17 protein-coding genes are annotated in these 17,917 nt (G+C 69.3%); 6 read left to right on the top strand and 11 right to left on the bottom strand.

The window, feature by feature from the left end; genetic code table 11:
* Window positions 1-92: 92 nt before the first annotated feature.
* Both BDD16_RS16830 and BDD16_RS16825 read right to left on the bottom strand, forming a co-directional pair.
* A complete protein-coding gene (locus BDD16_RS16830) occupies window positions 93-1,643 on the bottom strand; it encodes a methyl-accepting chemotaxis protein (protein WP_179635005.1) in 1,551 nt (516 codons plus the stop codon).
* A 120-nt stretch (window positions 1,644-1,763) separates the two neighbouring features.
* On the bottom strand, window positions 1,764-3,059 hold the full coding sequence (locus BDD16_RS16825; RefSeq protein WP_179635004.1) for an acetyl-CoA hydrolase/transferase family protein: 1,296 nt from the start codon (window positions 3,057-3,059) through the stop codon (window positions 1,764-1,766).
* Window positions 3,060-3,171: 112 nt separating this feature from the next.
* Between BDD16_RS16825 and BDD16_RS16820 the strand changes: the two genes are divergently transcribed.
* The 4 genes from BDD16_RS16820 (at window position 3,172) to BDD16_RS16805 (ending at window position 8,350) form a co-directional block, all read left to right on the top strand.
* A complete protein-coding gene (locus BDD16_RS16820; protein WP_179635003.1) occupies window positions 3,172-4,029 on the top strand; it encodes a 23S rRNA (adenine(2030)-N(6))-methyltransferase RlmJ in 858 nt (285 codons plus the stop codon).
* A gap of 114 nt (window positions 4,030-4,143) precedes the next feature.
* Window positions 4,144-5,997, top strand: coding sequence for a multicopper oxidase family protein (locus BDD16_RS16815; protein WP_179635002.1), 1,854 nt, complete (start codon window positions 4,144-4,146; stop codon window positions 5,995-5,997).
* Window positions 5,998-6,002: 5 nt separating this feature from the next.
* A complete protein-coding gene (locus BDD16_RS16810) occupies window positions 6,003-6,671 on the top strand; it encodes an SCO family protein (RefSeq protein WP_179635001.1) in 669 nt (222 codons plus the stop codon).
* Window positions 6,668-8,350, top strand: coding sequence for a c-type cytochrome (locus BDD16_RS16805; protein ID WP_179635000.1), 1,683 nt, complete (start codon window positions 6,668-6,670; stop codon window positions 8,348-8,350). Before BDD16_RS16810 ends, BDD16_RS16805 begins: the two co-directional genes overlap by 4 nt.
* On the opposite strand, the gene BDD16_RS16800 is transcribed toward BDD16_RS16805, so the two are convergent.
* From BDD16_RS16800 to BDD16_RS16765, 8 genes are all read right to left on the bottom strand, one after another.
* The gene (locus BDD16_RS16800; RefSeq protein WP_179636205.1) at window positions 8,292-9,653 is read right to left on the bottom strand and encodes a sensor histidine kinase; all 1,362 of its coding nucleotides are present in this window, start codon (window positions 9,651-9,653) and stop codon (window positions 8,292-8,294) included. The genes BDD16_RS16805 and BDD16_RS16800 overlap by 59 nt on opposite strands.
* Before the next feature lie 26 nt (window positions 9,654-9,679).
* A complete protein-coding gene (locus BDD16_RS16795; protein WP_179634999.1) occupies window positions 9,680-10,339 on the bottom strand; it encodes a response regulator transcription factor in 660 nt (219 codons plus the stop codon).
* A gap of 50 nt (window positions 10,340-10,389) precedes the next feature.
* On the bottom strand, window positions 10,390-10,941 hold the full coding sequence (locus tag BDD16_RS16790) for a cytochrome b/b6 domain-containing protein (RefSeq protein WP_179634998.1): 552 nt from the start codon (window positions 10,939-10,941) through the stop codon (window positions 10,390-10,392).
* Window positions 10,942-10,971: 30 nt separating this feature from the next.
* Window positions 10,972-11,229, bottom strand: coding sequence for a PepSY domain-containing protein (locus BDD16_RS16785; protein ID WP_179634997.1), 258 nt, complete (start codon window positions 11,227-11,229; stop codon window positions 10,972-10,974).
* A 118-nt stretch (window positions 11,230-11,347) separates the two neighbouring features.
* On the bottom strand, window positions 11,348-12,307 hold the full coding sequence (locus BDD16_RS16780; RefSeq protein WP_179634996.1) for a cation diffusion facilitator family transporter: 960 nt from the start codon (window positions 12,305-12,307) through the stop codon (window positions 11,348-11,350).
* Window positions 12,308-12,326: 19 nt separating this feature from the next.
* On the bottom strand, window positions 12,327-12,947 hold the full coding sequence (locus tag BDD16_RS16775; protein ID WP_179634995.1) for a bifunctional 4-hydroxy-2-oxoglutarate aldolase/2-dehydro-3-deoxy-phosphogluconate aldolase: 621 nt from the start codon (window positions 12,945-12,947) through the stop codon (window positions 12,327-12,329).
* Between the two features lie 57 nt (window positions 12,948-13,004).
* Window positions 13,005-14,822: a phosphogluconate dehydratase gene (gene edd, locus BDD16_RS16770; RefSeq protein ID WP_179634994.1), complete on the bottom strand. Its 1,818-nt coding sequence runs from the start codon at window positions 14,820-14,822 to the stop codon at window positions 13,005-13,007.
* 237 nt (window positions 14,823-15,059) lie between these two features.
* Window positions 15,060-15,584, bottom strand: a complete 525-nt coding sequence (locus tag BDD16_RS16765; RefSeq protein ID WP_179634993.1) for an OmpA family protein — start codon at window positions 15,582-15,584, stop codon at window positions 15,060-15,062.
* A 124-nt stretch (window positions 15,585-15,708) separates the two neighbouring features.
* Between BDD16_RS16765 and BDD16_RS16760 the strand changes: the two genes are divergently transcribed.
* Window positions 15,709-16,359: a gamma-glutamylcyclotransferase gene (locus BDD16_RS16760; protein WP_179634992.1), complete on the top strand. Its 651-nt coding sequence runs from the start codon at window positions 15,709-15,711 to the stop codon at window positions 16,357-16,359.
* Here the strand turns inward: BDD16_RS16760 and BDD16_RS16755 are convergent.
* Entirely contained in the window at window positions 16,300-16,956 is a 657-nt protein-coding gene (locus BDD16_RS16755; protein WP_179634991.1) for a nucleotidyltransferase family protein, read from the bottom strand. The two genes, BDD16_RS16760 and BDD16_RS16755, sit on opposite strands and share 60 nt — an antisense overlap.
* A gap of 248 nt (window positions 16,957-17,204) precedes the next feature.
* Between BDD16_RS16755 and pdxH the strand changes: the two genes are divergently transcribed.
* Window positions 17,205-17,843: a pyridoxamine 5'-phosphate oxidase gene (pdxH, locus tag BDD16_RS16750; RefSeq protein ID WP_179634990.1), complete on the top strand. Its 639-nt coding sequence runs from the start codon at window positions 17,205-17,207 to the stop codon at window positions 17,841-17,843.
* Window positions 17,844-17,917 lie beyond the last annotated feature (74 nt).

Raw genomic sequence — 17,917 nt, 5'->3', positions numbered from 1 at the left:
AAAGGGGACCGACAGGCGGGTGAACGGTATGGCTTTGCTGTTGATTCTGTAGAGCGGCCTGCGGCACCAATACCAAGAAAAAGCGGCCGTTTTCAGACCACCGGCGCTGCGTTCACCCGGAATTGACGCACCGACTCGGCCAGCACCTGGGCGTTGCTTTCGAGTTCGGATGCCAGGGCGGTGCCCTGGGCCACGAGCGAGGCGTTCGAGCTGGCGTCGCGCGCGAGCGAATCGACCAGCGCGCCAAGCTGGCCGATGCTGGCGCTCTGGGCCTGGGCCGATGCCGAGGTGCCACGCACCAGGGCGTTCATCTGGTCCACCCGGTCGACCATGCGGTGGATGGCGCTGCTGGCGTCGCGGGCAAGGTGGTGGCCGCTGCTGACCTGCTCGGTGCTGGTGCGGGCCAGCGTGCGGATCTCGCGGGCCGCGTGCGACGAGCGGTGGGCGAGCTGGCGCACCTCGGTCGCCACCACGGCGAACCCGCGCCCCTTGTCGCCGGCACGGGCAGCCTCGACCGCCGCGTTCAGCGCCAGCAGGTTGGTCTGGAACGCGATCGACTCGATCACCTCCACGATGTCGGCCACCCGGTGCGACGAGGTGGAAATCGCGTGCATCGTCTCGACCATCCGGTCCATGGAAGCCATGCCTTCGCCAGCCACCGCGGACACCGACTGCAGCAGCGTCTCGGCTGAGCGAGCGGCCTGCGCATTCTGGTCAACGATGGCACTGACTGATTTCAGGCTGGCCTCGGCCATGCGCATCTCGCCTTCATGGGCATCGGCACGGGATTTGAGATGGACATTGCCGGCCGTGATCTCGGCGCTGGCCTGGTCGATGTGCTGACAGCTGCGGCGCACGCCATCGACCATCGTGCCCAGGCGCGTACTCATGCGGTTGAGTGCCTGCAGCAGCCGGGCCGGCTCGTCCTGGCCATGCACCTCGACCTGCACCGACAGGTCACCTCCGGCCACCGCCTCAGCCAACTCCACCGCGCTGGACAGTGGCGCGACGATTGCCCGAGAGATGATCCAGCCGAACGCGCTCACGCTCGCCAGTCCCAGCGCGAGCAGACCACCCAGCACCAGGGGCACCAGTTCGTGGGTGCGCGCGAACGCCGACATGGACTGCGCTGCCAGCGCATTGCCAGACGCCACGGTCACATCGACCGCCGCCCGGTGCGCCTGGTAGATGTGATGCAAATCGCTGAGCTGTACACGGGCGTCCTGTACCCGGCCCGCCGCCAGGGCCCGCAGGTCCGCCAGGGTTGCCGCGAGAAACGCCTTGCCCGTCTCGTGCTGCGCGCCCAGCAGATCATGCTCCAGCCCGAAGGGGGGATGCGCTGTCCAGTAGTCCACGCGCGCCAGGTACTCCTTCTCCAGCCGCTCGATCTCCTGCACCGCCTGGGTCGGCGCCAGACTGCCTTCCAGCGCCTGCGACAGCACCAGGCGCGCCTCGATCAGGTACATCGGCGGCGGCAGGATGTCGGCCACCACATCCTTGGCCACGAAAGCCATCTCGCTGTCCCTGGCCAGCCGGTCCGCCACGGTGAGACCGACCGCCACGCTGGTGCAGACGGTCAGGGCGCTGAGGCCGACCAGCAGCCACTGACGCGTCTGAACCGAATATCGATGAAGCAAGTCCATGGGAGGTCGAGCCGAGCCAACGCGCGGCCGGAAGTGGCGACTACCCTTCGATTCTGCAAAGTTTTCTTGTCGCGCAATGTCCCGAAATGGCACGCAATTCCTGGGGATCCACGCTGATCGCTACAGGCTCAGGCTTCTGGCCGCAGCACGCAATTCGTCACGAAACGCCGGATGCGCGATCGCGATCAACTCCCGCGCCCGCGCCCGCAGGCTCTTCCCCCGCAACTGCGCCACCCCGTACTCGCTGACCACGTAGTTCACGTCGTTCTTGCTGGTCGAGACGAGCGTGCCCGGCGTCAGCGTCGGCACGATGCGCGAGATGGTGTCGCCCTTGGCGGTGGACGGCAGCACGATGATCCCGCGCCCGCCGTTCGAGCGGTTCGCCGCGCGGATGAAATCGGTCTGCCCGCCGGTGCCCGAGTACGGATTCGGCCCCAGACTTTCCGAGCCGCACTGGCCGAACAGGTCCACCTGCAGCGTCGCGTTGATCGCCACGAGGTTGTCGTTCTGGCCGGCGATCGCGGGGTCGTTGGTGAAGTCGACCGGGTGCATCTCCAGCGTCGGGTTGCGGTCCATCGCCTGGTAGAGCCGCTTCGTGCCCATGCCGAAGGTGGCGACGATCTTGCCGGGCAGGAAGTTCTTGCGCCGCCCCGTCACCGCCCCGCTCTCCAGCAGCGAGATCAGCCCGTCCCCGATCATCTCCGTGTGGATGCCCAGATCCTTCTTGCCGCCCAGCTGCATCACCACCGCGTCCGGGATGCTGCCGTAGCCGAGCTGCAGCGTGTCGCCGTCCTTCACCAGTTCGGCGACATGCAGCCCGATGGTGCGCTGGATCTCGTTGATCTGCGGGAGGCCGACCTCCCGCAGCGGCGCCTCCGACTCGATCAGCGCGCTGACCTGCGAGATGTGGACGTGGCAGTTGCCGAAGGCGTAGGGCACGTTCGGGTTCACCTCCAGCACGAGGTCGCGCGTGCGCTCGATCGCCGCCATCGTGAAGTCGGGGCTGAGGCTGATGGAGAAGTAGCCGTGCGCGTCCATCGGCGAGGCCATCGTCATCACCACCTCGCAGCGCTGCTCGCCGCGCCGCACCAGCCGCGGGATCTCCGAGAAATGGCACGGCACCAGATCGGCCCAGCCCGCCTTGAAGCCGGCGCGCACCGCTGCACTCAGGAACAGCGAGCGGTGGCGGATGTGCGGCGCGCTGTCCACGTCCATGTAGGCCTGCGGCGACAGCGGCAGCAACTGGCTGAGCGTCACGTCGTTCAGTTCGGCGCGCCGGGCGGCCAGCGCCTGCAGCAGGGCCGGCGGCTCGCCCACCGCGGAGGCGACCAGCACGGTGTCGCCATCGCGCACCAAGGCGGTCGCGTCCTGGGGGGTGCGGAGTTTCTGGCGGTACTGGTCGAGCGCGGCGGACATGGCAAATCCTTGTATTGATAGAGACAGTCGCCCATTCTAGGAACCTCCTCCCCCATCCGGCCATGCACAAGCCTTGATGTCCATCACGGCGGGAAGCAGCGACAATCCCGCCATGCTCGCCTACCGACACGCCTTCCATGCCGGCAACCATGCCGATGTCCTCAAGCACCTCGTCTTCACGCAGGTGCTCCGCTACATGGCGGAAAAGGACAAGCCCTTCACCCTCGTCGACACCCACGCGGGCGCCGGTGGCTACGGCCTCGACAGCAACCACGCCCGCAAGCACGCCGAGTACGACGACGGCGTGGGCCGCCTGTTCGGCCGCAAGGACCTGCCCGCCGCGCTGAACGACTACCTCGCGCTGGTGCGCCGCTTCAACCCGCAGCCCGACCGCCTGACGCGCTACCCCGGCTCGCCCGCGCTCGCCCAGATGCTGCTGCGCGCCGACGACCGGATGCGCCTGTACGAGCTGCACTCGACCGACTTCCCGCTGCTGCAGACCGCGCTGGAAACCCGCCGCGAAACCGCGGTGATGAACTCCGACGGCTTCGCGGGGCTGAAGGCCGAACTGCCGCCCCCGTCGCGCCGCGGCGTGGTGCTGATCGACCCGAGCTACGAGATCAAGACCGACTACACCAAGGTGGTCGCCGCCGTGCGGGACGGGCTGGAGCGCTTCGCCGACGCCGTGATCCTGGTGTGGTATCCGCAGTTGCAGCGACTCGAACCCAAGGAGATGACCGACCGGCTCAAGGCCGCGGCAGACGCGCAGGCCAAGCGCGGCTGGGTGCATGTGCGCATGTCGGTGGCCGAGCCGGACCAGAGCGGCTTCGGCATGCTCGGCAGCGGGATGCTGGTGATCAATCCACCGTTCGTGCTGCATTCGATGCTGCAGGAGGTGATGCCGGTGCTCACCGAGACCCTGGGGCAGTACGCCGGGGCCAATTTCATTCTTGAAAAGCGTTCGAAATAGTTCGACTGAACCGAGAATTAATACCCTGTTGTGTCAATGGCTAAAAATATCTTCACGTATTGAGGGATTAGTTCACAAACTTCACACTGTCTTCAGCTTTTTCTGAGGGACAGCATGATCAGTCGACGCAGCATCTTGAAGCGTGGCGCGGTGGCCAGTCTGGGCGCCACGACCTCTCTGAGCACCGCCAACGCGCAAACCGCAGCGGGTCAAGTCACCACAGGGACCCAGCTCCTGCAAGGCGGCAGCCACCCCAAGTTCGTCCAGCCACTGCCCAACCCGAACGCTCCGCTCAATGCGTTCGCGGCGACGACGCCCGGTGGAAGCAGCTACACCTTGCTGCTGCGGGAATTCGTGAGCCAGATCGGACTGGTATCGCCCGCTGGCAACAAGCTCTCCACCGTGCTCTGGGGCTACGGCACCCCGACGCAGTCGCCCACGTCACCGGGTCGCAGCTTCTCGGTCCGGTCCGGCAGCAAGATCACCGTCAGCTACGTGAACCAACTGGGCGCCGGCCCTCGCCAACTCGGCTACCGGCTGCCACTGGACACCACGCTGATGTGGGCCAATCCGGGCAACCTCGGAGGTCTGGCGCCCGTGCCACTGGTGGCCCACCGCCATGGCGGTGACCAGCCGACCATCACCGATGGCCTGCCGGATGCATGGACCACCGCGGACCGCAACCTGGACGGACAACCCGACTACGCCGGGCGCCTCTGGAGCACCCCCTACACCTACCAGCACCAGCAGGAAGCCGGGCACCTCTGGTACCACGACCACGCCCTGGGCGTGACGCGGCTGAACGTGTTCATGGGGCTGGCCGGGCACTACTTCATCCGCGATGCCAACGAGGATTGGCTGCTGCAGCGCAACCGGCTGCCTGCCAGCCCCTACGAAGTGCCGCTCGTGATCCAGGACCGGATGTTCGACAGCACCGGCCGGCTGTTCTACCCCTCGACCGACCCGCTCAATCCGAGCGCCCCCCGCACCACCCATCTGCCCGAATTCTTCGGCGACTTCATCCTGGTCAACGGGGTGCCCTGGCCGCAGCACGCGGTGGAACCACGCGCATACCGGCTGCGGGTGCTCAACGGCTCGGACTCGCGGTTCTACGACCTGCAGTTCCGGCGCGCAGACGGCAACACCCTGGCCTTCCACCAGGTGGGCACCGAACTCGGCCTGATGAACGCGCCGGTGCCGCTGACGCACCTCGTGCTGGCACCGGGCGAACGGGCGGACCTGGTCGTGAGCTTCAGGGGACTGGCCGGGCAGCGGATCACGCTGGTCAACACCGCGCCGACGCCGTTCCCCTTCGGTGCCCCGGTCGATCCCGCGTCAGCGGGGCAGATCATGGCCTTCCCCGTCAGCCTCGCCCTGGACACGCAGCGCCCCCACACCACGCTGCCGGCATCGTTGCGGCCCGTGCTCGGCCCGCTGCCAGCCCTTGTGACGGCCGGCGTTCCCGTGCGCAAGCTGCTGCTGGTCGAGGGTGTCGATCCCTACAACCGCCTGCAGACCCTGCTGGGCACGGTGAATCCTGCCGCAGGCAACCCGACCAGCCCCGCCCACGGCACCTTCTTCTATTCGGACCCGGTCACCGAGCGCATGGCCCTCGGCAGCACCGAGCTCTGGGAGTTCCACAACACCACCGTGGACGCGCACCCGATCCACCTGCACCAGACCGCCTTCCGGGTGCTGAACCGCCAGGCCTTCGACGGCGTCGTCGTGCCCAAGCCCATGGGCGCGGGTGGCAGCACCGTGGGCGGCTGGCTGACCGGCGTGACCACGCTCGGCCCGGCCCGGCCCGCCGAGCCGAACGAAGCCGGTCGCAAGGACACGGTCGTGGCCTACCCGGGCGAGATCACGCGGATCCTGGTGCGCTTCGACCGGCCGGGCGAATACGTCTGGCACTGCCACATCCTCTCGCACGAAGACCACGAGATGATGCGGCGCTTCGTCGTCGCCTGAGCGCCATGGCCGCGCGACGCTGCGGGAGGATCGCTTCCCGCGCCGCCAGGTGGGTGGTGCCGAGCCTGCTGGCAGCCGGTCTGTCGGCGGCCCAGGCGCAACCACGCCCACCCTCGGCGCCCGTGCAGACCCCGCTGGAGGATCTCTGCCTGACACCGCCGGTGACCACCGCCAGCAGCGCGGGGGCAAGCCTGCCCGTGACGGTGCGCCTGCCCGCGGTGCGCCTGCGCAGCCACAGCGGGCCGTCGGTGGAGTTCGCCACCAGCCTGGACGCGCAGCGGCCCGTGCTGCTCAACTTCATCTTCACCAGCTGCACGACCGTGTGTCCACCGATGTCGCAGATCTTTGCGGCGCTGCAGGATCGGCTGGGCACACGCCGCGAGCAGGTGCAGATGGTGTCGGTCTCGATCGACCCCGAGCACGACAGCCCGGCACGGCTGCGCGACTACGCGGCGCGGTTCAGCGCGGGTGCGCAGTGGCGCTTCCACACGGGCAGCACCGACGCGATCGATGCCGTGCAGCGCGCCTTCAACGTCTACCGCCCCGACAAGATGGGCCACACCCCCGTGACCTTTGTTCGCCCGAAAGGCAGCGCGCCGGGGCAGTGGCGGCGGCTGGATGGCTACGCGACGCCCGACGAGTTGCTGCGTGTGGCGTTCGCGACAGCCCCATGACCACGGCGCGCCGGGCGACCCGGTACCTTCGGGTGGGGCTGCTCCTGCTGACCGGGCTCGCCGCCGGGCAGGCCCGCCCCGAGGAACCCGCCGCACAGGCCGACAGCGCAGTCACCCGGGGCGCGCAGCTTTTTCGCGAAGGGCTGCGCGCCGATCGTTCGCCCGTGGAAGCACAGCGCGGCAACGGCGTGGCGGTGCAGGGCCAGGAGGCCGCCTGCATCCAGTGCCACCGGGCCAGCGGCATGGGTGGCGCCGAGGGCAGCACGGCCGTGCCGCCGATCGTCGGCAGCATCCTTTTTGCACCCGGTCGGCCGGTCCAGCCACGCCAGCCACGCGTCTTCTCCCACCTGACCCGACAGGCTCCTGCAGCCCAGATCCGCCCGGCCTACTCGCTCGAAACGCTGCTGCGTGCACTGAACCGGGGCATCGGCCCCACCGGGCAGTCGATGGATGCGCTGATGCCACGCTACCAGCTCACCGAGGCCGAGGTGCGCGACCTGGCCGCCTACACCACGACGCTGCGCATCGGCGAAGCACCGGGGCACGACGGCCGCACCCTGCACCTGGCCACGATCGAGACCGCCGACAACACGCCGGCCGTGCGGCAGGCGGCCACGGACCTGCTCGTCCAGTGCATGGCCGAGCGCAGCCCGCCAGCGCAGGACAGCCCGCACGCCCCGCCGGCCTGGACCCTGCACCGCTGGCAGCTCGGCGCCGACCCGGCGCGCTGGCCGACCGAGCTGGAGGCGCTGCAGCGCCAGCAGCCGGTGTTCGCCCTCGTCTCGGGCATCACCGGCCCGACCGGGCGTGGCGCCTGGCAAGCCATCCAGCAGCACTGCGAACGCGACGCCCTGCCCTGCGTGCTGCCCAACACCGCCTCGGTCGACGACAGCCAGCCCTCGGTCTGGTCCTTCCATTTTTCACGTGGTGTCAGCCTGGACGCGGCCACGATGGCCGAGGTGCTGGTCGAGCACGCCCCGCCCGGCGGCTGGCGACAGATCCACCTCGTCGTCGAACCCCGCCACGAAGGAGCGGCCATCGGAGCCCGCCGCCTCGTCGAACGCCTGGGAACCCGTCCGGTGGTCCGCCGCCCCGAGTGGTGGGTCCATGCCCCGGACGCACCAGACACCGCGGCATGGTTGTCGGGCCTGGGGAAACACGATGCGCTGGCCCTGTGGCTGCCGGGCATGGCCCTGTCCGCGTGGACCACACGGCACGAGCCCCCTCCGGGGGCACCGCGCGTGCTCGCATCGGGTGAGCTGATCGACCTGGACGCGGGCGCCGTGGCGCCATCCTGGCGGGCCGCCGTCCAGCTGACCTGGCCCTATGCACCCATCGAGCGCCACCTGCCCCGCGTGGCGCAGAACGTCGGCCAGTGGCTGCAGTCGCACCAGCGCGCACTGGCCAGCGACCCGGCGTTGATCCGGTTGCAAGGCCACACCTATTCGGCCTGCGAAGTGACCGCCAACGCGTTGCGCCGCATGGGCGCGCGCGTCAGCCGGGCTTACCTCGCCGAACTGCTCGAAGGGGCCGAAGAGGCGGCCACCGCCACCGCCTACCCCCGCTTCACCCTGGGCCCGGGCCGGCGCCACGGCTCGCAGGGCACCTGGCTGATGCGGTTCACCGATCCTCGTCACGCACGGCTGCAGCCGGAAGGGGACTGGTTCGTCCCCGAGTGAGGCGGGCCGCGGACCGGTCACGGGCCAGCGTCATCTCCACCCGCAGCCCGTTGCCCGACGGGCCGTGGTCGAGGTGCAGACGCCCCCCGTGCGCGCGGGCGATCAGGTCCGCCAGAATCAGACCCAGGCCGGACAGCGCCGAGTAGTCCTCCTGATCGAGCGTGGCCTGCAGGGTCTGCAGCATGTCGGGGGTCAGGCCCGGCCCGTCATCCGTCACCCGGAGGCACCACCCGCCCGCAGACTGCGCATCCACCCCCACCTCGACCGACCGGGCGCCATGCCGCACCGCGTTGTCGAGCAGGTTCGCCAGCGCCGCCGCGAGCAGGTCGGGATCGGCGTCCGGCACCACCATCGGGCCCTCGCCCGGGGCGTCGACCAGCCGCACCTCCAGCCTCGCCACCGGCATGCGCGCCAGCAGGGTCGCGACATCGACCGGCTGCCGGTGCAGTTCGGCCCCGCTGCGGAACAGCGTCAGCAGCGCGCTCACCACCCGCGCGAATCGCCGGGCCGCCTCGCGCACGCGCTGCAGGCGAGGCTGCTGCGCAGGCGCGCACTCGCGCAGCGCGACCGCCAGTTGTGCGTCCATGCCGGCCAGAGGCGTGCGCAGCGCGTGTGCCGCATGGGCGGTGAACGCCCGCTCGTTGCGCACCCGCACCGCCAGCCGGCTGCCCAGGTCGTCGATCGCGTCGCGGATCGGGCGCAACTCTTCCCGGGTCACCGGCGGCAGCGTCTTCGTGCCATCCAGCGGATCGTGGGCCTGCACATCCGCCACCAGCCGGTCGATCTGCGCCAGCTCGGAGCGCATGCGCCGCAGCAACCCCACCAGGCACACCGCCCACACCGACAGCGAGGCCATCATCGTGTTCAGGGCAGCGTCACGCAGCGCCTCGGTGCGCTCGTCGAGCGTCTGCGCCACGTACAGCACGTGGCCCTGGTGGCCGATCGCCACGCCGAGCACACGCCAGCCCAGGGCTGAATTGGCAAAGCCGATGCTCGGACGCGGCATCAGTGCCGTTTCGGGCGCGTGCGGTGAATGAAACTCCACATCCGCCCCCGGACCGACCAGTTGCCAGGCGAATCGCCCGCGCACGAAGTCACCCGCCGGGCTGATGGTCGCGCCACCCGGCACATGGGGCAGCGAACCCAGCGGCAGCGTGCCCTTCAGCACCCCCGACAACGCTTGCGCAGAGGCCCGCAGCGTGTCGTCCAGCAGTTCGTTGATCTCGTGGCGGATCGTCAGCACCACGGTCAGCGGCGCCACCACGCCCCAGACCACCGACACCCACAGCAGCGACGCCAGCATGCGCCGACGGATCGACAGGGGTGGCCTCACGCGCACGGCATGACGCGGTAACCCAGGCCGCGCACCGTCTCGATGAACGTGCGCCCGAGCTTGCGGCGCAGGTTGGAGATGTGGACTTCCAGCACATTGCTGGACACCTCGGCGTCCTGGCCGATGACCAGCCTGTCCAGGTCACTGCGGGACACGATGCGCCCGGCGCGCAGCACCAGCGCCTCCAGCAGCGCCCATTCCCGCGCCGTCAGATCGACACGGACCTGCGCGTGCCAGACAGCCTTGGCGGTGAGATCGACCTGCACCGCACCGAATTCGATCCGCTCGCCGCCCGTTCCCGCCGTGCGGCGGCACACCGCGCGCAGCCGCGCGGCCAGTTCTTCGGGCTCGAAGGGCTTGACCAGGTAGTCATCGGCCCCGGCGTCCAGTCCCCGCACCCGGTCGCTGAGCAGGTCACGCGCCGTCAGCATCAGCGCCGGCGTGGTCAGACCGCGCTGGCGCAGACGCCGCAGCCAGTCCAGCCCGCTGCCGTCCGGCAATTGCCAGTCGATCAGCAGCGCGTCATAGGGCTCGCTGAGCAGCACCGCGGCATCGTTCAGGCGCAGGCACCAGTCCACGACATGCCCCTCGCTGCGCAGGTAGTCGCGCAGTCCTTCACCCAGTGTGGGATCGTCTTCCAGCAGCAGCAGGTGCACGGTGTCTCGCCCTTCGGTCGTCGTTCGGTTCCGTGGTGAACGGAACGGGTTCAGCGCCGCTGCTTGACGCCGGTGACCATCGCGGCCACCAGGTTGGTGCGCTCGATGCGACCCATGATGATCGCCGCAGCCGCGTGCAAGCCCGCCAGCGCGATCAACGCGGAGCCCAGCACCTCGTGCAGATCCTGCAGCCACTCCTCACCCCAGAAGGTGTCGGTCGTCTGCAGGAAACCGGTCACGCCCAGGCCGAGCACCACCGCCATCAGCGCCAGCATCATCAGCGCGCCGAGCGGATTGTGACCGGCATGGGATGCTTCCTTCCCGCTGCGCATCGCCACGATGTGGGCGCGCAGGCGGGCCCGTGTCGGAAAGAAGTCGGCAAAACGCGCATGGCGGGTGCCGATGAACCCCCACACGATGCGCATCACCACCAGGGCACTGGCCACGTAGCCGAGCCACTGGTGGATGGTTTCGCCATCATCGATGACGAAATAGTTCAGCAGCACACAACTGACCAGGCTCCAGTGAAAGACCCGCACGAACGGATCCCAGACTTTCACGGCACCCTGGGGTTCTTCTGGGTTGTGGGGGATGGTGCTCATGGCGTCTGCCCGGTCAGGATCGGGGAAAGATCACTTCGATTCGAGCGGGGCGGCGGTGACCGGATCGAAGTAGATCTCGACCTTCTTGCCAGCCTTGTCGAAGCCGTAGATCTCGTAGCACTTGCCCTTGCTGACCTTGAAGGTCTTGATGGTGTAGCCCTGACCTTCGATCTTGGTCTTGAAGTCGGCTTCCTTCATCCACTTGTCTTCGGTGGCGGTGCAGGCCGGGCCCGCCATGGCGCCCGTGGCGGTCAGCAGGGCGGCGATGAGGGCGAGGATCTTGTTCATGCGGAGTTTCCTGAGGGAGTGGATTGCGTTTCGAGGTCCATCGATCCCCTGGCCGGGAGTCGATGAACGCATTGAATCCATCCGACATGAAGCCTGAATGAAGCTGGAATCCCGTCCCTCAGCCGTTGGCCGACACCGCCTGCGGCCCGTGGTCACGGTCCGGGCGGTGCCACGGATCGACGTGGGTCATCAGGTTGAGCACGCGGTGGCGCTGCAGCACGCGGTGGCGCGCCTCGACGGCGATGTCGTGGCCCTGCTCGACGGTGAGCGTCCCGTCCACCTCGATGTGGGCATCGACCACGATCATGTCGCCCATCTTGCGGGTGCGCACGTCGTGCACGCCGCTGACGCCCGGCGTCTCGACCAGCGTCTGGCGGATGGCAGCGACCTCCTCGTCGTCGATGGCGCGGTCCATCAGGTCGTGCATCGCCTCCCAGCCGAACTCCCAGCCCATGCGGCCGACCATGAAGCCGACGATGAGCGCGGCGATCGGGTCGAGGATCGGGTAGCCCAGCAGGTTGCCGGCAATGCCGATGCCCACCACCAGCGACGAGGCCGCGTCCGAGCGCGCGTGCCAGGCATTGGCCACCAGCATGCTGGACTTGACCCGCTTGGCCACGGCCAGCATGTAGCGGAACAGCGCTTCCTTGGCGAGCAGGGCCGCACCCGCCACCCACAGCGCGACGATGCCCACCGGGGCGACCGTCTCGGGCGACTGCAGTTTCTGGAAGGCCGACCAGACCATGCCGATGCCGACCGCCAGCAGCAGCGCACCCAGCACCAGCGAGGCCGCGTTCTCGACCCGCTGGTGGCCGTAGGGGTGGCTGTCGTCGGCACCGCGCTGGCTTTGCCGGTTGGCCGCCAGCACGACGAAGTCGGCCACCAGATCGGACAGCGAGTGGATGCCGTCCGCCACCAGACCCTGCGACTTCGCCACGATGCCGACCGTGATCTGCAGGGCGGTCAGGAACAGGTTGACGACCACGCTGACCCAGGTGCTGCGTGCGGCGGCGGCAGCGCGCTCCTCGGCCGAGTATTCGGTGTCTTCGGGATCGTCGGTGTGGTCGGCAAATTGCATGGACCGAAGGTTACCGCGATCAGCGCAGTGCCTGCGCCTCGGCCGCCAGCCGCGTGATGCGCGCCCAGTCGCCGGACTTGACCGCGTCGGCCGGCGTCAGCCAGGAGCCGCCGCAGACCTTGACGTTCGGCAACGCGAGGAACTGCGGTGCGGTGTCCAGCGTGATGCCGCCGGTCGGACAGAACACCACGTCGTGGAAGGGGCTGGCAAAGGCCTTGAGCAGGTTGATGCCGCCGACCGCCGTCGCCGGGAACAGCTTCAGGAAGCGGTAGCCGTCGGCGTTGGCCATCATGACTTCGCTGGCGGTGGAGACACCGGGCAGCAGCGGCAGGCCGATGTCCAGGCAGGCGCGGCCGATCTCGCTCGTGTAGCCAGGGCTCACGGCGAACTGGCAGCCCGCGTCCTTGGCGGCCTGCGCATCGGCGATGGAGCGCACGGTGCCGGCGCCGACAATGGCCTCGGGCACGGCGGCGACCATGGCGCGGATGCAGTCGAGTGCGGCTGGCGTGCGCAGCGTCACCTCCAGCACGCGCACACCACCAGCGACGAGGGCACGGGCCAGCGGGACGGCGTCCTCGACGCGGTCGATGACGATGACGGGGATGACGGGGCCGCAGGCGGCGAGTTCGAGGGTGTTCATGGCGTGGTCAGGTAGAGGGGTTCAGTTCAGAAAGGGTTCGGCATCGCAGCGCGCGGCTCACAGCCAGGTCACGGCGCCTTCTTCGGCCGTGCGGACATTGCGGCGCATTCCGCCGAACAGCTCGCGGCCCATGCCGTGGCCAGCGTCGTCGGTCAGCGCCTCCGGGCGCTCCTCGATCACGCGGGCAGCCCACTCGTCGGCCGGCACCAGTGCATCCAGCGTGCCAGTGACGGCGTCGACGCGCACCAGATCGCCAGTGCGCACCTTGCCCAGCGGACCACCGGCCAGCACTTCCGGGCTGACGTGGATGGCGGCCGGCACCTTGCCCGACGCACCGCTCATGCGCCCGTCGGTGACCAGCGCGACGCGGAAGCCCTTGTCCTGCTGCACGGCCAGCGGCGGCGTGAGCTTGTGGAGTTCGGGCATGCCGTTGGCCTTCGGACCCTGGAAGCGGACGATGGCAACAAAGTCGCGCTCCAGCTCACCCGCCCGGAAGGCGACATGCAGCGCTTCCTGGCTGTCGAAGACGATGGCGGGGGCTTCGATGATGTGGCGGTCCTCGGGCACCGCACTGACCTTCATCACGCCGCGGCCCAGGTTGCCGGCGAGCAGCTTGAGACCACCCGACTCGCCGAACGGCGCCGCCGCGGTGCGCACGATGGCGTCATCGATCGGCGTGGCCGGCAGGTCGTGCCAGACCAGCGTGCCGTCCGCACCCTGCGCCGGCACGCGGCCGTAGGCGGCCATGCCACCGGCGGCGACCGTCAGCACGTCGCCGTGCAGGCAGCCACTGTCGAGCAGCTCGCGCAGCACGAAGCCCGGCCCGCCCGCCGCCTGGAACTGGTTCACGTCCGCCTTGCCGTTCGGGTAGACCCGCGACAGCAGCGGCGTGCAGGCCGACAGCTCGGAGAAATCGGTCCAGTCGATCACGATGCCCGCCGAGCGCGCGACCGCGACCCAGTGGATCAGGTGGTTGGTGGAGCCGCCGGTGGCCAGCAGCGCGACCATCGCGTTGACGATGCAGCGCTCGTCCACCAGCTCGCCGATCGGCGTGAAGCGCTGGCCCTTGCGGATCGACAGCACGGTGCGCACGGCCTCGCGGGTGAGCGCCTCGCGCAGGCCGGCGTGCGGGTGGATGAAGGCGGTGCCGGGCACGTGCAGGCCCATCGCCTCCAGCAGCATCTGGTTGGAGTTGGCGGTGCCGTAGAAGGTGCAGGTGCCAGCGCCGTGGTAGGCGGCGGACTCGGCTTCGAGCAGCTTGTCGCGCCCGACCAGCCCTTGCGCGAACTGCTCGCGGACCTTGGACTTGTCGCTGTTCGACAGGCCCGTGCTCATCGGCCCGGCCGGCACGAACACGCACGGCAGGTGCCCGAACTGCAGCGCACCGATCAGCAGACCGGGAACGATCTTGTCGCACACGCCCAGCAGCAGCGCCGCGTCGAACACGTCATGCGCGAGGCCGACCGCCGCGGCCATCGCGATCGTGTCGCGCGAGAACAGGCTCAGCTCCATGCCGGCGAAACCCTGCGTCACGCCGTCGCACATCGCCGGCACGCCGCCCGCCACCTGCGCGGTCGCGCCCTGGCGGTGGGCCTCGTCGCGGATCAGCGCCGGGTAGCTCTCGTAGGGCTGGTGCGCCGACAGCAGGTCGTTGTAGGCGGTGATGATGCCGATGTTGGGCGCCTTCTCGGCCACCACACGGAACTTGTCCGAGCCTGGCAGCGCGGCAAACGCATGCGCCACATTGGCGCAACCCATGCGATCCGCCCCGCGGGGCTGCGCCGCCGCCGCCCGTGTCCGGCGAAGATAGGCCTCGCGCTGCGGACGGCTGCGTTCACGGATGCGGGCGGTGATGTCGGCGATCTGGGTTTTCATGGCGTTGGCAGTCTTGAAACTTGTCGCACGATTAAAGCGTAACTAAGTTACAGCGTCAAATCTTTCCACCCCTGGGGCAGCGGTCTTCCATACCCCCCGTGCACCGTCCATGCCAGCCCCAGAACGAACACAGCCCGTCCACTCGGAAAACCTCCGGCCGGACGGGCTGCGGGAGCGGGCCACCGGGCAACGCGCAGGCCGTAACCTGGCTGTAACCCGGCGGACTGCCTGGAGAACTTACTGGGCGTCGACGAGGCGAATCTCGACGCGGCGCGCTTCGCGCTCGGTTCCGGTGCCCGTGGTGCTTTCCGGCTTGCGCAGGAGCACCTGGTTCAGCGGAATGCCCGCCACCAGCAGGGCCGCACGCACGGCCTTGGCGCGCTGCTTGGCCAGCTCGGCGTTCATGGCCGGATCGCCGGTCGAGTCGTGGTAGCCCGACAGCAGCACGCGCTTGCCCGGATCAGCGGCGAGCGCCTTGACCGTGTCGGCCAGGGCCGGGTCCGCGTCCGGCAGCAGCGCGGCCGAGCCCGATTCGAAGTACACGGTCGCCAGGGCGGCGGTCGTGGTCGTGTAGTCCACCAGCACGTCGGCGGCTTCGGTCGCGCTGGCCGCAGCGGCAGCGGTCTGGGCGACTGGCGCAGCCGGGCCCTTCATCGTGCGTACGACGGCAAAGCCGAGCACGCCCAGCAGCAGCACCGCCACGCTGGAAAACACCACCCAAAGGCCCACCTTGCGGCTGTCGTCGCGATCGTCGTCACTCATGGAGAATCCTCCTCATCGTTAAAAGATTCACAAGTTTAAAGGCCTGCGCCTTGCTGGGGCGTGACGCGTCCGACGCGCGCGCGGGCTTGTCGCACCTGCACCACTGCGGTGACACTGCAACGCCATGAGCCTTCCACTGCCCCCGCCTGCCGTGCCTTCGGGTTGTTCGGCACATTCCCTGGCCTTGCTGCAGGCCACCCGGCACCAGTTGATCGAACGGCTGGAGCGGAACGAATCGTTCTGGCTCTACGCCTATGGCTCGCTGCTGTGGCGGCCCCAGTTCGAGCCGGCCGAGATCCGCCCGGCACGGCTCTGGGGCCACCACCGGGCCCTGCGGATGCGCTCGCGGGTCAACCGTGGCTCGCCGGACTGCCCGGGGCTGGTGTTCGCGCTGCTGCCGGGGGGCTCCTGCGTCGGACAGGTCCACCGGGCCGGCACCGACGAGGCAGTGCAGCAGCTCGACGCCCTCTGGGAGCGCGAGATGCCCAACGGGGTCTACACACCACGCTGGCTGCGCTGCCACACGCCGCAAGGCCAGGTCACCGCGCTCGCATTCACGCTCGACCCGTCCCACCCGTCCCACACCGGCCGGCTCGACGATGCCACGCACCTGTCGATCTTCCGCCACGCCGAGGGGCGCTACGGCCGGACCGCGGACTACCTGCACCGCACCGCACAGTGCCTGCAGGCGCTGTGCATCGACGATGCGGAGGTCTCACGCCTCGTTCGGCTGGCCCAGCGGCACGGACTGCTGCCAGGCCATGACGGGTCCTGACAGGCGCAGGCGCTCCAGATCGGCAGCGGTGTTGATGTCATCGAGCACCCCCGGATCGGACACCTCCACCGGATTCGACGGATAGCGCACCAGCATGCGGCGCAGGCCCTCGTCGCCACTGAGCAGGACCAGCTCCGAATACAGCTCCGCCGACAGGCCCACCGGGAACCCCTGCCGGCCGCGGTACTGGGCGTAGGCCACCGGCGCCGCATCGAGCGCCCGCGCCACCGCGCGCAGCGTCTCGGGCCGCACCAGCGGCATGTCACCCGGCAGGATCAGCCATCCCGGCACATGCGGCCGTGCGCCGACACCGGCGGCAATCGAGAAGCCCTCCCCCAGCGGCTCGCGGCTGGCAGAGCCGACCGGCGGCAAGAGCACGATGTCGCGCGAGGCCACGACACTGCGGGCGACCTCCACCAGCGAGGCCACGGTGACCACCACCAGCGGCAGACCGGAGCTGACCACCGCGTCGAGGGTGTGCGACAGCACGCTCGCGGCACCAAAGGCCTGCGCAAGTTTCGGCCCCGTGCCCTTGTAGCGCACCCCGCCGCCGGCAGCGAGCACCACCACGGTCGGCAGACTCCGGGTGGGACTCATGTCCAGCTCCTTGCCGCGATGTCGTTGACCGTGTCCATGACGCTTCCTCTCTGCGCTGGTTCGCACGGCCCGGGCGGGCCCTGCCTTCCATGACGCCATGGGAACCCACATCGCCCCCGAAGTGAACTGGTGCCTTCACTTAAGGACAACTGCTAGCCACGCGGACCAGACTGGATCAGTCCGGCGTCAGACAGGTGTGTTGCGCTGGAGCACTGCACCGGTCGCGGGACCTTCCTATACTCGGCGCCATGAAGAACATCGCCGATCTGCGCAAGAGCTACGAAGCCGGGGAGCTCGACGAGCACAGCGCCGCCAGCGCCCCCCTGCAGCAATTCGACCAGTGGCTGCAGCAAGCGCTGAAGGCCGGCGTTCCTGAGCCGAACGCCATGACGGTCGCCACCGTCGGTGCGGACGGCCGCCCCTCGACCCGCATCGTGCTGATCAAGGGCTATGACACGCGCGGGCTGGTCTGGTACACCAACTACGACAGCCGCAAGGGCCAGGAACTGGCGCTGCACCCCTGGGCTGCGCTGCAGTTCCACTGGGTGGAGCTGGAGCGGGTGGTGCGCATCGAAGGTCCGGTCGAGAAGGTGTCCGCCGAAGAGTCGGACGCCTACTACGCCTCGCGGCCGCTGGACTCGCGCCTGGGTGCCTGGGCCTCGCCGCAGAGCCAGACGATCCCGTCGCGCACCGTGCTGGTCACCAACGCCGCCCGCGCCGCCGCCCAGCACGGCCTGCACCCGCCACGCCCGCCGCACTGGGGTGGCTACCGGCTCGCGCCGCAGCGCTGGGAATTCTGGCAGGGCCGCAAGTCGCGTCTGCACGACCGTCTGGTCTACCGGCAGGATGCCGACGGCCTCTGGCTGCGCGAACGCCTCGCCCCCTGACCCCTGCCCTCCCGGCATGGCGAGCGGCTCGGGCAGAATGCGCCCGGTCCGATCCCCACCCCAACCCGGCTGTC

Origin of the sequence: Sphaerotilus montanus (assembly GCF_013410775.1) — a bacterium.
Taxonomy (GTDB): domain Bacteria; phylum Pseudomonadota; class Gammaproteobacteria; order Burkholderiales; family Burkholderiaceae_C; genus Sphaerotilus; species Sphaerotilus montanus.
This window is presented reverse-complemented; position numbering and strand designations above follow the sequence as displayed.

Bases quoted from the DNA above. Each gene is read 5' to 3' on its own strand.
- BDD16_RS16800 (WP_179636205.1), bottom strand. From the start codon at position 9,653: ATGCTGGCGTCGCTGCTGTGGGTGTCGGTGGTCTGGGGCGTGGTGGCG.
- BDD16_RS16780 (WP_179634996.1), bottom strand. From the start codon at position 12,307: ATGCAATTTGCCGACCACACCGACGATCCCGAAGACACCGAATACTCG.
- BDD16_RS16810 (WP_179635001.1), top strand. From the start codon at position 6,003: ATGGCCGCGCGACGCTGCGGGAGGATCGCTTCCCGCGCCGCCAGGTGG.
- pdxH (WP_179634990.1), top strand. From the start codon at position 17,205: ATGAAGAACATCGCCGATCTGCGCAAGAGCTACGAAGCCGGGGAGCTC.
- BDD16_RS16775 (WP_179634995.1), bottom strand. From the start codon at position 12,947: ATGAACACCCTCGAACTCGCCGCCTGCGGCCCCGTCATCCCCGTCATC.
- BDD16_RS16755 (WP_179634991.1), bottom strand. From the start codon at position 16,956: ATGAGTCCCACCCGGAGTCTGCCGACCGTGGTGGTGCTCGCTGCCGGC.
- BDD16_RS16820 (WP_179635003.1), top strand. From the start codon at position 3,172: ATGCTCGCCTACCGACACGCCTTCCATGCCGGCAACCATGCCGATGTC.
- BDD16_RS16805 (WP_179635000.1), top strand. From the start codon at position 6,668: ATGACCACGGCGCGCCGGGCGACCCGGTACCTTCGGGTGGGGCTGCTC.
- BDD16_RS16765 (WP_179634993.1), bottom strand. From the start codon at position 15,584: ATGAGTGACGACGATCGCGACGACAGCCGCAAGGTGGGCCTTTGGGTG.
- BDD16_RS16825 (WP_179635004.1), bottom strand. From the start codon at position 3,059: ATGTCCGCCGCGCTCGACCAGTACCGCCAGAAACTCCGCACCCCCCAG.
- BDD16_RS16815 (WP_179635002.1), top strand. From the start codon at position 4,144: ATGATCAGTCGACGCAGCATCTTGAAGCGTGGCGCGGTGGCCAGTCTG.
- BDD16_RS16830 (WP_179635005.1), bottom strand. From the start codon at position 1,643: ATGGACTTGCTTCATCGATATTCGGTTCAGACGCGTCAGTGGCTGCTG.
- BDD16_RS16790 (WP_179634998.1), bottom strand. From the start codon at position 10,941: ATGAGCACCATCCCCCACAACCCAGAAGAACCCCAGGGTGCCGTGAAA.
- BDD16_RS16785 (WP_179634997.1), bottom strand. From the start codon at position 11,229: ATGAACAAGATCCTCGCCCTCATCGCCGCCCTGCTGACCGCCACGGGC.
- edd (WP_179634994.1), bottom strand. From the start codon at position 14,822: ATGAAAACCCAGATCGCCGACATCACCGCCCGCATCCGTGAACGCAGC.
- BDD16_RS16760 (WP_179634992.1), top strand. From the start codon at position 15,709: ATGAGCCTTCCACTGCCCCCGCCTGCCGTGCCTTCGGGTTGTTCGGCA.